This window comes from Marinobacter persicus (assembly GCF_900114155.1).
In the GTDB taxonomy this organism is placed as follows: Bacteria; Pseudomonadota; Gammaproteobacteria; order Pseudomonadales; family Oleiphilaceae; genus Marinobacter; species Marinobacter persicus.
Map to the genome: position 1 here is coordinate 68,497 of NZ_FOSC01000003.1, position 13,083 is coordinate 81,579.

The window sequence follows — 13,083 nt, forward strand, 5'->3', positions numbered from 1 at the left end:
TTTCGTCGTTCCAAATCCTAAAATGCTGAGTGTGGAACTCAGTAAGTGTATTACGAGGAATGAGATGCAAATAATAGAGGAGCAGTTGCAGCAAGCGGGGGCCAAACTGGGTGATCAACTGAGAGCTAGTGGGCGCACCATAGCCACGGCTGAGAGCTGCACCGGCGGTTGGGTTGCCAAGGTTCTTACTGATCGGCCAGGATCGTCTGCCTACATGATGGCGGGATTGGTGACCTACAGTAACGAGGCCAAGCAGGTGATCCTCGGTGTTGATCCGCAGGTACTGGAATCGGAAGGAGCGGTCAGCGAGCTGGTGGTCCGCCAGATGGTGGCTGGCGCTGTGCGGGCTACCGGGGCGGATGTGGCGGTCGCCATCAGCGGCATTGCCGGCCCGGGTGGCGGCAGTGAGCAAAAGCCGGTGGGCACGGTCTGGTTTGCCTGGGGCACCGGGCCCGGGCATACGGAAACTTCTCTCCAGCACTTTGAAGGCGACCGGGATGCCGTTCGCCGCCAGGCGGTTTTGTATGCACTGCAGGGAGTTACCGGCTTTCTGCAAAGCCGGTAGCGCATTTCCCTTCGGCAGGGGTTGGTCTGTGCCGTTTCCTGTGCTTTAATACTGTTCAAATATACAGGAAAAATGCTGTGCAGATTCAGCATGTCAACAATTTGCTGCTGGCGACCGGGATGTGCCAGCAGCCAGTCAACGAGGGTTTGGACGATGGAAGACAACCGCAAGAAAGCACTCAACGCAGCACTCGGCCAGATTGAGCGCCAGTTCGGCAAAGGCGCCGTGATGAAGATGGGCGACCAGCCCCGTGAAGCCATTCCGGCGGTTTCCACCGGTTCGCTGGGACTGGATGTGGCGCTGGGTATTGGCGGTCTCCCTTACGGTCGTATATGTGAAATCTACGGTCCTGAAAGCTCCGGTAAAACCACGCTGACCCTGCAAGTGATTGCCGAAGCCCAGAAACAGGGCAAGACCTGCGCCTTCGTGGATGCCGAGCACGCGCTGGATCCGGTTTATGCGGAAAAGCTGGGCGTAAATGTGGACGAGTTGCTGGTTTCCCAACCGGACACCGGTGAGCAGGCGTTGGAAATTGCCGACATGCTGGTTCGCTCTAATGCCGTAGACGTCATTGTCGTTGACTCTGTAGCGGCCTTGACCCCGAAAGCGGAAATCGAAGGCGAAATGGGCGACAGCCACGTGGGCCTGCAGGCCCGCCTGATGTCCCAGGCGCTGCGTAAACTGACCAGCAACGTGAAGCACGCCAATTGCCTGATGGTGTTCATCAACCAGATCCGTATGAAGATCGGCGTGATGTTCGGCAGCCCGGAAACCACCACTGGCGGTAACGCCCTGAAGTTCTATTCCTCCGTCCGGCTGGATATCCGCCGCATCGGCGCGGTAAAAGACGGCGACGAAGTAACCGGTAACGAAACCCGCGTGAAGGTGGTGAAGAACAAAGTTTCCCCGCCGTTCAAACAGGCCGAGTTCCAGATCATGTACGGCAAGGGCATCTACCACATGGCCGAAGTGCTGGACATGGGTGTGAAGGAAGGCTTCGTGGATAAAGCCGGTGCCTGGTACGCCTACAAGGGTGACAAGATCGGCCAGGGCAAGGCGAACGCCGCCAAGTTCCTGGAAGAGAATCCGGAAATTGCCAACGAAATCGAAACCAGCATCCGCGAAAAGCTGATGCCTAAGCCGGTGCCGAAAGAAAAGCAGGAAGCCGAATCGGCGGATGCCAACGGCGAACTGCTTTAACCTTTCTTGTCCCGGACGGCGTATTGATGAGCTAGAGGGCCGGGCAGCCGTGACTTTTCTGGGAATTTCGAAGGCCATGGATGGCCTGAGATAAGCGCACATGGATGTGCTTGTAGCGGTTCCCGGAAAAGTCACGGCTGTCCGGCCAGTTGCTGGTGTTGCGATTTGTTGGCGGCCGGGGATGATGAAAAGGGAATGTCATGACAAATCAGAAACAGCTCCTGATTGTTGTCCACGCGCCATCCCCGAATACCGAAAAACTAAGAGATGCCGTGGTGGCGGGCGCCCGCCGCCCGGACATCGACACCGTTGAGGTGATCGTCAAGGCGCCACTGGACACCACCCCCGACGACGTCCTTTCCTGTGACGCCCTTATCCTGGCCACCACCGAAAACCTCGGCTACATGGCCGGGCTCACCAAAGATTTCTTCGATCGTTGTTATTACCCCTGCCTGGAACACACTCAGGGACTGCCATTTGCCCTGTATATCCGTGCCGGTCATGATGGCACCGGCACTCTGCGGGCCATTGACAGTATTGCCACCGGCCTGCGCTGGAAACGGGCCCGGGAGCCGTTGATTTGCCGGGGTGAGTATCAACAGGTGTTTGAAGAGCAATGCCAGGAGCTGGGCCTGTATATGGCCGCCGGCCTTGACGCCGGCGTGATCTGAGAAAACCGCGACAGCCCGCCCCTCAGCCACTACAATGGCGAACCTATTGTTTTTCTGTAACCGACATTGACGGGATTCAACTTTGAAGTCATTGCCTCTGCACCAGTTGTACAAAGCCTGCGTTCTCAAAGACCTGCCTTTCAAGACCACCCGGCAACTCGAGCCTCTGGCTGAAATTGTCGGGCAGAACCGGGCCCAGGAAGCTGTTCGCTTTGCCCTGGCCATGCCCCATGGCGGTTATAATGTGTACGCGGTCGGGCGCAACGGGCTGGGCAAACGCACCATGATGCTCCGGTACCTCGAACATCACGTGGATACCGACCAGCAAAGCCACGACTGGTGCTACGTGGCCAACTTTGAGGAGCCCCGCAATCCGAAACTGCTGAAGTTGCCGTCCGGCATGGGCACCGAGCTTAAGCAGGACATGGAAAAGCTCATGTCGCGGCTTGTGAAAATGATTCCCCAGACTTTCGAGGGGGATAACTTCCTGGAGCGGGCAGAAAGCCTGAAAAACGAGTACGGTAAAAAGCAGGAAGACGAGCTGGAAAAAGTCGCCGAACAGGCCAAGCGCAAGAACGTTCGGCTGACCATCACCACGCCCGGCGGCTACCGGTTGGTGGCCATGAACGGCGAAGAACCGCATACCGCTGAAACCTTTCAGGAACTGAGCGAGGATGAGCGCAACAAGTTCGAGGAAGTGATCAACAAGCTGGAGAAAAAGCTGCGTCAGGCGGTACGCAAGCTGGCGGACTGGGAGCAGGAATACGCTGAAAAACAGCAGGCGCTGAACGAGGAAACCCTGGAAGACATCTCCGGCCACCAGATCGATGACCTGGTGAAAAAGTACAGTGACCTGCCGGATGTGGTTGAGCACCTCGAGGCCATTCGGGGTGACCTGGCGGAGAACCTGGATATTTTCCTGGATGACGACGACGAGCAGGCCGCCATTGCCTACGCCTCGCTGGACAAGAAAATGCCGCGCCGGTATCTGGTCAATGTCATCGTTCACCAGAAAAACAACGAAGTGCCCGTGGTGGTCGAAGACAACCCGACCTACCACAATCTGTTTGGTTACGTGGAAAACGTGACCTACAAGGGCACCGTGTTCACCGACTTCTCGCTGATTCGCCCCGGCAGCCTGCACAAGGCCAACGGCGGTTACCTGTTGATGGATGCCATCAAGGTATTGGAGCAGCCGTTTGTCTGGGATGGGCTGAAGCGCGCGCTGCGCTCTAAGTCCATCCAGATCAACTCCCTGGAGCGCGAACTGACCCTGTCCGGTACGATTTCGGTGGAGCCGGAATCCGTTCCCCTGGACGTCAAAATGGTGCTGTTTGGTGACCGGGAAACCTGGATGCTGCTGCAGGAACACGATCCCGAATTCGCCGAACTGTTCCGGGTAACGGCCGACTTTGAGAATGAAATGTACCGCAGTGACGACAGCCAGTTGCTGTACGCCAAATTCATTGCCAGCCTGGTGGTGGAGAAAGACCTGCTGCATTGCAGCAACAGAGCCGTGGCGCGTGTCATTGAGCACAGCGCCCGCATGGCCGAGCATCAGGATCGGCTGTCACTGCACGCCGCCGACATCGCCAACCTGTTGCGTGAATCCGATTTCTGGGCCCGGCAGGCTGGGGCCAAACTGATTTCCGATACCCATGTGGAGCGTGCGCTGGAAAGTGCCAAATACCGTAGCAGCCGGATTCGTGACCAGTTCTACGACTCCATCCGCGATGGCACCACGCTGGTCAGTACATCCGGCACCTGCGTGGGGCAGGTCAATGCCCTGTCGGTACTGTCAACCGGTGGCTTCGAGTTCGGACTGTCCAACCGGGTGACCGCCACCTGCTACTACGGCGATGGCGGTGTGATCGATATCGAGCGGGATGTGAAACTCGGTGGCAACCTGCATTCCAAGGGCGTGATGATTCTCAGCTCCTGGCTGGCGTCCCATTTTGCCGTGAATGACCCCATGCACCTGTCGGCCAGCCTGACGTTCGAGCAGAACTACGGTGAAGTGGATGGAGACAGTGCCTCGCTGGCCGAGCTGGTGGCCTTGGTGTCGTCGCTGTCCGGTGTGCCGGTGCGCCAGGACCTTGCTATCACCGGGTCGTTCAATCAGTTCGGCGAGGTCCAGCCCATTGGCGGTGTGAATGAAAAAATCGAAGGCTTTTATGCAACCTGTGAGCTGAAGGGTGGTCTTACCGGCTCGCAGGGCGTGCTCATTCCCCAGACCAACGTGCAGAACCTGATGCTGGATGGTGAAGTGGTCAAGGCCTGCCGTGGTGGCCAGTTCTCGGTGTACCCGGTTGCCAGAGTGGAAGAGGCCATTACACTGTTACTGGGTAAACCCGCTGGCAAGGCGGATGCCAAGGGCCGCTATCCCAAGCAGAGTGTTTTTGGCATTATTCAGCAACGCCTTGAAACAATGCGTGAACACGAACGGCAGGAACACGCCCGGGACGAGCACAAAGACCCGTCCATCCACTGACCGGCCAATAACAAAACGGACAGGAGAAAACAGATCCATGACTGATATCCAGCAGACTGTGTACGTGGTAGAGGACGACGAGGCCGTCCGTGATTCACTGGAGCTCTTGCTTAAATCCGATGGCAAGCCGGTGCAGACCTATGAAAGCGCCAACGCTTTCCTGAAAGATTACTCCGACCAGATGGCCGGCTGTATTGTGCTGGATATCCGTATGCCGGGTATGGACGGCATGGAACTGCAGAAAAAACTGAATGACAAGCACTCAATCCTGCCCATTATTTTTGTGACTGGCCATGGCGATGTGCCCATGGCGGTGGATGCCATGAAAGAAGGCGCGGTGGACTTTATACAGAAGCCCTATCGCGAAGAAGCGCTTCTGGAAAAAATCGAAGCCGCGCTCGAGCAGGATCGCGAACAGCGCAAGACGCTGGATGAGAAACAGGAAATCATCCGTCGGGTGAAGAGTCTGACCCCTCGCGAGCGTGAGATCATGGACCGGATGATTGCCGGCCAGGCCAACAAGGTGATTGCCATTGAGCTGGAGATCAGCCAGCGCACCGTTGAAATCCACCGTTCCCGGGTGATGCACAAGATGGGCACCCACTCGCTGGCGCACCTGGTGCGTATGGTGCTGTCAGTAAAGGACCTTATCGACTAGCCGGACGAGTGTCGTCATTATGCTGTCACGTTTCTAACCGGCTCTGTTTCTATGACTGATGTTGTCACCGAAAACCCGGAGGTGACGGTCCTGCTGGTGGACGATAACCCGCAGAACCTGAAAGTCCTCTACGAGACCCTGAAAGACAAAGGTTACCGGCTGCTGATCGCCAACGAAGGTGAAAAGGCGCTGGACCTTGCTCACCGGCACCATCCGGAAGTGATCCTGCTGGATATCATGATGCCGGAATTGGATGGCTACGAGGTGTGTGAGCGCCTGAAAGCCGATCCGGAAACGGCCGATTCCGCCGTGGTGTTTCTCTCGGCCCTGGATGATCTTCAGGCCAAGGTGAAAGGGTTCTCGCTCGGTGGCGCAGATTACATCTCCAAGCCCTTTGAATCCCAGGAAGTGATCGCCCGGGTAAAAACCCATGCCCGCGTGATCCGTCTGGAGCGGGAAATGCAGAGCCGAAATCGTGAGCTCCAGGGCGACCAGACCCGCATACTCAACTCCATCAGCGAAGGCATCTACGGTCTGGATGAACAGGGCACCATTGAGTTTGCCAACCCGGCGGCGGCACGGATTATCGGCTGCGCGGCGGAGGAGTTGATTGGTCGTAACTTCTTTGAGATGCACTTTGCCACGGCCGATACCTCGGACGAACACCTGCCGGTCATGGCAACCTGCCGCCAGGGCGTGGCGGAGAACCAGCGGGACGTGCGCATGCTGCGCGCCGACGGCACCGGCTTCCCGGCCGAATATCGGGCCACGCCCAAGCTTGAAGACGACGAGCTGCACGGTGCCGTGGTGGTCTTTCATGACATCAGCGCCGAGCTGGAAAACGAAAAGGCCCTCGAAGAGGCCCGGGCGTTGGTCGATGAACAGCGTGAGCAGCTGGCTCATACCTCCCGCCTGACCACCATGGGTGAAATGGCCGCCGGCTTTGCCCACGAGGTGAACCAACCGCTGACCGCCATCACCAACTACGCGCGGGTATCCAAGCGCATGATGGCCAAAGAGGAGCCGGATCTGGACCTGTTGCGCCAGACGCTCGACAAGATTGAAGCGCAATCCCATCGCGCCAGCGAGATCATCCGCCGTATCCGCAAGTTCATGAAAAAACCGGCCACTGGCAAGGAAGTGGTGTCGGTGCCAGCCTTGCTGGAGGATACCCGCCAGTTTGCAGAAGTGGACATGCGCAATAACAAGGGCGGCATTGAGGTGCAATTTGAAGAGGATGTGCCGGATGTTCTGGCGGACCCCATTCAGGTGCAGCAGGTTGCCTTGAACCTGATCCGTAATGCCCTGGAGGCAACCCGCAGTGCCGGCTCTGATGCGCCGGTTGAGGTCAGTGCCCGCCGTTGCGGTGAGCACTGCGTGCGGATACAGGTGCGTGATCACGGGGTGGGGGTGTCGGAACAGGCGGAGGAAATGCTGTTTCACCCGTTCCACACCACCAAGGAAGATGGCATGGGTATTGGGCTGGCTACCTGCCGCTCGCTGATCCAGGCTCAGGGTGGCGACATTGGCTTTGAGCGTCCTGAAGATGGTGGTGCCTGTTTCTATTTTACGCTGCCGGTGGCCGGCGTGCAGGGCGAGCCCTGCGCAACGGGTGAAGCCTGAGCGTCTGGAAGGCGCCCGCTAAAAAGTTTCAGAAAAAACGTTGTAAAGCGTTGACATACTCGGGGGCATCTTTATAATGCGCCCTCGTTGTCACCAAGCAGTCACACGAATCGCTTGGTTTGACTGCGGAGCGGTAGTTCAGTTGGTTAGAATACCGGCCTGTCACGCCGGGGGTCGCGGGTTCGAGTCCCGTCCGCTCCGCCACTTATTTCCTCCCCCCTGTTTCCCAGATTTCTTTCTGTATTTTTATTCGGTTTTCTTTCCCCTGTTTTCGCTAACGTCTTTGATTTGATGGTTTTCTCCGCCTGAACGGTACACTTGTGCGCCGAAAAAGGTGTTTTTGGTTATTGCGTAACAGGCACAGAGGCCGTTAACGTAAAGCATCCAAAAATACTAATAAGGAAGATACCGATGTCCGAGGCAACCACTTCTCCCTACCCGAATCTGTTTCGTCCTCTGGACCTGGGCTTTACGACCCTGCGCAACCGAACCCTGATGGGTTCCATGCACACCGGCCTTGAGGAAGTGGAAAACGGTTTTGACCGGCTGGCCGCCTTTTACGCTGAACGGGCCAGAGGCGGCGTGGCTTTGATTGTCACCGGTGGTATTGCCCCGAATACCGAAGGTGCCGTGTTCCAGCACGCCGCCAAGATGAGTACCGAAGAAGAGGCGGACAGGCACCGCGTGGTGACCGAGGCCGTGCACCAGGCGGATGGCAAGATCTGTATGCAGATTCTGCACGCCGGCCGCTACGCTTACTCGCCGGAACTGGTTGCCCCCTCGGCCATTCAGGCCCCCATTAATCCGTTCACGCCCAAAGAGCTGGATGAAGCCGGCATTCAGAAACAGATCGACGACTACGTCAACTGCGCCGAACTGGCCCAGCGGGCCGGTTATGATGGCGTTGAGATCATGGGGTCGGAAGGATACTTCATTAACCAGTTTATCGTGCCGCACACCAACCATCGTACCGACCAGTGGGGCGGCAGCTATGAAAACCGCATCCGCCTGCCGCTGGAAATTGTCCGCCGGGTGCGTGAGCGGGTCGGGGAGCACTTTATCCTGATCTACCGGTTGTCGATGCTGGATCTGATTGACGACGGCAGCACCTGGCAGGAAGTGGTGCAACTGGCGAAGGAGATCGAAAAAGCCGGCGCGACCATCATCAATACCGGTATCGGCTGGCATGAGGCCCGCGTCCCCACCATTGTGACTTCTGTGCCGAGGGCTGCCTTTGCCGAAGTAACCGCTCATCTCAAAGGTGAGGTCAGCATTCCGCTGATTACCACCAACCGCATCAACATGCCGGACGTGGCGGAAAAGATTCTGGCCGAGGGCCAGGCCGACATGGTTTCCATGGCCCGGCCGTTTCTGGCCGATCCCGAACTGGTGAGCAAATCCGCCGCCGGCCGTGCCGATGAAATCAATACCTGCATTGCCTGCAACCAGGCCTGTCTGGATCACACCTTCAGCGGCAAGCTCACCTCCTGCCTGGTCAACCCCCGGGCCTGCCATGAAACCGAGCTGGTTTATGTGAAAACCGCCAGGCCGAAAAGGCTTGCGGTTGTCGGTGCCGGGCCGGCCGGTATGGCGTTTGCCACCACTGCGGCCCAGCGCGGTCACCAGGTGACCCTGTTTGACGCAAGCAGTGAGATAGGTGGGCAGTTCAACGTTGCCAAGAGGATTCCCGGCAAGGAGGAGTTTCACGAAACCCTGCGTTATTACCGGGTCATGCTGGAAAAGGAGGGGGTGGATCTGCGCCTGAACACCCGTGTATCCGCCGACGATCTGAAAAACGGCGGTTTCGATGAAGTGGTGCTGGCTACCGGCGTAAAACCTCGCACTCCGGACATTGACGGCATCGATCACCCGAAAGTGATCGGTTACCTGGATGCGTTGCTGGGTCGCAAGCCCGTGGGTCAGACCGTGGCGGTCATTGGCGCCGGCGGCATTGGCTTTGATGTTTCCGAATTTATTGTTCACCAGGGTGAATCGCCGTCCCTGAATACCGCGCATTTCATGAAAGAGTGGGGCGTGGATCTGTCGGTTGAGCACCGTGGTGGTGTGAAGGGTGTGCAGCCGGAAATACCGGCACCGGCGCGGCAGGTGTATCTGCTGCAGCGCAAGACCTCGAAAGTGGGTAAGAATCTGGGCAAGACCACCGGCTGGGTACACCGTACCTCGCTGCGCCACCGCAATGTGCAGATGATTCCCGGGGTCAGCTACCGGAAGATTGATGATCAGGGGCTGCATATAACGATTACCGGCAAGGACAGCGAAACCGGTGAAGACAAGCTGCTGCCGGTGGATACCATTATTGTCTGTGCCGGCCAGGAGCCGTTGCGGGAATTGCAGGCGGATATCGAGGCGGCGGGGTTGCCGGTGCACCTGATCGGCGGCGCGGACGTTGCCGCCGAACTGGATGCCAAGCGCGCCATTGATCAGGGCTGTCGCCTGGCCGCGGATATCTGAACGTCAAAGTTTGCGGTTTGTCGCTGTCATCAGCTCTGTGTCAGGCTAAACTGCCGTTGATGACAGTGTTCAAACCGGAGAACGTGAATGGTTAATTCCGATCCGTCGGCGGAAGGTTACTCGGCCGTCTTTTTCATGGACGGCAGCAGCGTGGCCAGGCAAATGCGCTGGTCGGAATTTGGTGCCTTCCTCGATGGCTACGTGGGCCTGACCGATCTGGCAGAAACCGACGTGCGGGCGGTGCTGGTTAACCTGAACCCGGATCTCACCATTCGCTCGCTCGCCTTCTTCCGCATCTGGTTCGATGAGGAGGGGCGGGCCGACAGCAGCTGGAATCTGCCCATCGAGGCCATGGCCGAGCGCGGGGCCAAAGGCCCTGATCTTGGCGGCGGTCCTATTCGCCTGGTGTGCCGCAGTCAGTGCCCGGAGCCTTCCCTGGCCACCGAGCTGTGGGACCCGGACATGACACCGGGCAGCAATCATTTCCAGTCCATCCGTAAAGCCGTCGAAGACAACAGCCTGCACTTCAGAAAAGTGGAGCCGGAAGAAGAGAATATTCCGGTGCTCAAGGCTACGGAGGAGGGGCCGGGCAGTGGCAATGCCGGCGCTCAGGAGCAGGAGCGGAGCAGAGTGGCCCAGGTGCTGCGTGAACAGCGCCTGCGGATCAAAACCCTGCAAAGTGCCCACCGCGAGTCCATGGCGGAACTGCAACGGGAACACCGGCTGGAACTGCAGGCCATGCGCAACGAAATTGCCGATCTCAGGCAGAAATTCGAGCGCAGCCGCTTTACCAGCGAACAGCTCAAGCAGCGCCTGGACAAACGTAACGAGCAATACCTGGCCATGCAGGAGGCGCTGGCCCAGTCGCCCGCGCCGGAGGAGACGGCCGGAAAGGAAGACCAGGTGGCTGCGATGAACGCGGAAATGGTGCTTCTGCGCGAGCAGCTTGAGCGCAAGCAGCGGGAACTGGAGCTGCGGGATGAAAGCCTGGCAGCACTGGAATCGGAAATTCGTGAGCTGAAGAATCAGGAGCCCACGGAAAACACGCTCATGGAGCAGCTCAAAAAGCAGTCGGTTTTCCTGGTGGCCTATCACCCCGGTGCCGGTCACCTGACTCTGCCTTATGCCGATCTGGATGACTATTTCCGCAATCCGGTGGCTTACGCCGCCGAGCGGTGCAACCTGAATGAACCGGCCTATCGCCAATGGCTTGAACACTACGAGCGGCCTGTATGCGAACATGCCGGTGAGGGCGGTACGGTTTGCGGTGAGCCTGTGTTTCGGGTGTCCCAGCCCTCGGAGTTCCGGCCCGGCGTGGATAACCGTTGCGACAGGCACAAGCGCCAGTCGCCATAGCTTTTCAGAATCTGCCCGAGTTTCGTTAAACTGTTATCCTGTTGCAATCGTACAGGGGTGGCGCAGCCAACGCCCTTTCACACAGAGATCACGGGATAACGCATGGACCAGTTCAGGAATATCGGCATTGTCGGGCGCATGGGCAGCGTCAAGGTGGTGGAGTCGCTACGGCAACTCAAGCAATACCTGATCGCCCACGATTACCACGTCATCCTCGAAGAAGACACCGCCACCATGATCCCCGGCCACGGCTTGCAGGTGGCGAGTAAAAAACTGCTGGGCGAGATCTGTGATCTGGTGATTGTGGTGGGCGGCGATGGCAGCCTGCTGGGGGCCGCCCGGGAGCTGGCCAAATCCAAAATCCCCATCCTTGGCGTCAACCGTGGCCGCCTTGGCTTTCTCACGGATATTTCCCCGTCCGATCTTGAAGAACGCCTGGCCGAGGTGCTGGAAGGCAACTACATGGAGGAATCCCGGTTTTTGCTGGATGGCCATGTTGAGCGTAACGGCCAGCCGCTGGGATTTGGCTCGGCACTGAACGATGTGGTGCTGCACCCGGGCAAGTCCACCCGGATGATCGGCTTCGACCTCTATATTGATGGCCATTTTGTGTACAGCCAGCGTTCGGATGGGCTGATCGTGTCCACCCCCACTGGCTCCACCGCCTACTCCCTTTCGGCCGGTGGCCCGATCATGCACCCGAAACTGGATGCCATCGCCCTGGTGCCCATGTTTCCGCACACCCTGAGCAGCCGGCCGATCGTGGTGGACGGCAAAAGCGAAATCAAACTGGTGATTGCCGATACCAACGAAACCTACCCTCAAATCAGCTTTGACGGCCAGATGAACATTGCCTGCGCGCCGGGCGATATCATTCGTATATCCAAAAAGCCCTTCAAGATCCGTCTGATTCATCCGACCGATCACAACTTCTATGCCACTTGCCGTGACAAGCTGGGCTGGGCAAGCGAAATCGCAGCGAGCTGATTATGGTGGTAAAAACGTCAAAACAGAGCCGTGGCTTTGACATCATTGGTGATATTCACGGTTGTGCCCATACCCTGGAGCTTCTGCTGCAGCAAATGGGTTACCAAAAACTGAACGGGGTCTACCGGCACCCACGCCGCCAGGCCATCTTTATCGGCGATATCATTGATCGTGGCCCGCACATCCGCGAGGCCCTGCACCTGGTGCGTGACATGGTGGAACACGGCTCGGCACGTATTGTCATGGGCAACCATGAATACAATGCCATGGGTTACTGCACCCGTGCCCGGCCGGGCAGCGGCAAAACCTTCCTGCGCGAGCACAACGACCGCCACAACCGGCTGATCCGGGAAACCCTGGAGCAGTTCGATCCGTACCCGCATGAGTGGAACGAGTTCCTGGACTGGTTCTACACCATCCCGCTGTTTATTGAGGAAGAGGATTTCCGGGTGGTGCACGCCTGCTGGGATCAGGAACTGATTGATAAATTCCGCCGGATCCATCCGGACGGCCGTATTGACGAGGAGTTCCTGCATGCTTCGGCCGCGCTGGAGTCGTTCGCCGGGCAGGTGATGGACACCCTCTTGCGTGGCACCGACCTCCGGTTGCCCGAGGGGATGAGTATCACCGGGGCCGACGGTTACGTGCGCGAGTTCTTCCGTACCAAGTTCTGGTCAGAGAACCCGCAGACCTACGCCGATGTGGTTTTCCAGCCCGACCCCTTGCCGCCGGAGGTGGCGCGCCGGAAGTTGAGCGATGAAGAACGGCAACAGCTGCTGTTCTACCCACCGGAAGCGCCGCCGGTGTTTGTCGGTCATTACTGGATGGAAGGTCAGCCGGCACCGCTGAAACACAACGTGGCCTGCATTGATTACAGTGCGGTCAAGAACGACAAGATGGTGGCCTACCGGATGGACGGTGAGCGGGTACTGTCGAAGGACAAGTTTGTCTGGATTGATGTCGACACGCCAGAACGCCCGGATGCCCCTGCCACCGAAGACAGCGTAGCCCGCTGAATCACGAGAGGTGATCTTGGAAACACGACCGTCGTCCCCTATTA

Annotated in this window: 10 protein-coding genes and 1 tRNA gene; all 11 read left to right on the forward strand. The window is 58.2% G+C overall.

What is annotated here, in order from left to right:
- Positions 1 to 64: 64 nt before the first annotated feature.
- The gene (pncC, locus tag BMZ63_RS03985) at positions 65 to 565 is read left to right on the forward strand and encodes a nicotinamide-nucleotide amidase (protein ID WP_091701993.1); all 501 of its coding nucleotides are present in this window, start codon (positions 65 to 67) and stop codon (positions 563 to 565) included.
- A gap of 153 nt (positions 566 to 718) precedes the next feature.
- Complete coding sequence (gene recA / locus BMZ63_RS03990) at positions 719 to 1,765, forward strand: recombinase RecA (protein ID WP_091701996.1); 1,047 nt, start codon at positions 719 to 721, stop codon at positions 1,763 to 1,765.
- A 200-nt stretch (positions 1,766 to 1,965) separates the two neighbouring features.
- Complete coding sequence (locus BMZ63_RS03995; protein ID WP_091701999.1) at positions 1,966 to 2,436, forward strand: flavodoxin family protein; 471 nt, start codon at positions 1,966 to 1,968, stop codon at positions 2,434 to 2,436.
- An 82-nt stretch (positions 2,437 to 2,518) separates the two neighbouring features.
- On the forward strand, positions 2,519 to 4,927 hold the full coding sequence (locus BMZ63_RS04000; RefSeq protein WP_091702000.1) for a Lon protease family protein: 2,409 nt from the start codon (positions 2,519 to 2,521) through the stop codon (positions 4,925 to 4,927).
- A 37-nt stretch (positions 4,928 to 4,964) separates the two neighbouring features.
- Positions 4,965 to 5,585 (forward strand): response regulator FixJ, encoded by a 621-nt coding sequence (fixJ, locus tag BMZ63_RS04005; protein ID WP_091702003.1) that lies wholly within the window; start codon positions 4,965 to 4,967, stop codon positions 5,583 to 5,585.
- A gap of 51 nt (positions 5,586 to 5,636) precedes the next feature.
- Positions 5,637 to 7,208 (forward strand): ATP-binding response regulator, encoded by a 1,572-nt coding sequence (locus BMZ63_RS04010; protein ID WP_091702006.1) that lies wholly within the window; start codon positions 5,637 to 5,639, stop codon positions 7,206 to 7,208.
- Between the two features lie 127 nt (positions 7,209 to 7,335).
- A tRNA-Asp gene (locus BMZ63_RS04015) sits at positions 7,336 to 7,412 on the forward strand.
- Between the two features lie 207 nt (positions 7,413 to 7,619).
- Positions 7,620 to 9,680 (forward strand): NADPH-dependent 2,4-dienoyl-CoA reductase, encoded by a 2,061-nt coding sequence (locus BMZ63_RS04020; RefSeq protein ID WP_091702008.1) that lies wholly within the window; start codon positions 7,620 to 7,622, stop codon positions 9,678 to 9,680.
- An 87-nt stretch (positions 9,681 to 9,767) separates the two neighbouring features.
- On the forward strand, positions 9,768 to 11,036 hold the full coding sequence (locus BMZ63_RS04025) for a DNA repair protein (protein ID WP_091702011.1): 1,269 nt from the start codon (positions 9,768 to 9,770) through the stop codon (positions 11,034 to 11,036).
- Between the two features lie 102 nt (positions 11,037 to 11,138).
- Complete coding sequence (locus BMZ63_RS04030; RefSeq protein ID WP_091702012.1) at positions 11,139 to 12,023, forward strand: NAD(+) kinase; 885 nt, start codon at positions 11,139 to 11,141, stop codon at positions 12,021 to 12,023.
- Between the two features lie 2 nt (positions 12,024 to 12,025).
- Positions 12,026 to 13,039 (forward strand): metallophosphoesterase, encoded by a 1,014-nt coding sequence (locus BMZ63_RS04035; RefSeq protein ID WP_091702015.1) that lies wholly within the window; start codon positions 12,026 to 12,028, stop codon positions 13,037 to 13,039.
- The last annotated feature ends 44 nt before the right edge of the window (positions 13,040 to 13,083 follow it).

What these genes read in the sequence shown, in the direction of transcription:
- pncC (WP_091701993.1), top strand. Translation starts at nt 65, where the DNA reads ATGCAAATAATAGAGGAGCAGTTGCAGCAAGCGGGGGCCAAACTGGGT.
- recA (WP_091701996.1), top strand. Translation starts at nt 719, where the DNA reads ATGGAAGACAACCGCAAGAAAGCACTCAACGCAGCACTCGGCCAGATT.
- BMZ63_RS03995 (WP_091701999.1), top strand. Translation starts at nt 1,966, where the DNA reads ATGACAAATCAGAAACAGCTCCTGATTGTTGTCCACGCGCCATCCCCG.
- fixJ (WP_091702003.1), top strand. Translation starts at nt 4,965, where the DNA reads ATGACTGATATCCAGCAGACTGTGTACGTGGTAGAGGACGACGAGGCC.
- BMZ63_RS04010 (WP_091702006.1), top strand. Translation starts at nt 5,637, where the DNA reads ATGACTGATGTTGTCACCGAAAACCCGGAGGTGACGGTCCTGCTGGTG.
- BMZ63_RS04020 (WP_091702008.1), top strand. Translation starts at nt 7,620, where the DNA reads ATGTCCGAGGCAACCACTTCTCCCTACCCGAATCTGTTTCGTCCTCTG.
- BMZ63_RS04025 (WP_091702011.1), top strand. Translation starts at nt 9,768, where the DNA reads ATGGTTAATTCCGATCCGTCGGCGGAAGGTTACTCGGCCGTCTTTTTC.
- BMZ63_RS04030 (WP_091702012.1), top strand. Translation starts at nt 11,139, where the DNA reads ATGGACCAGTTCAGGAATATCGGCATTGTCGGGCGCATGGGCAGCGTC.
- BMZ63_RS04035 (WP_091702015.1), top strand. Translation starts at nt 12,026, where the DNA reads ATGGTGGTAAAAACGTCAAAACAGAGCCGTGGCTTTGACATCATTGGT.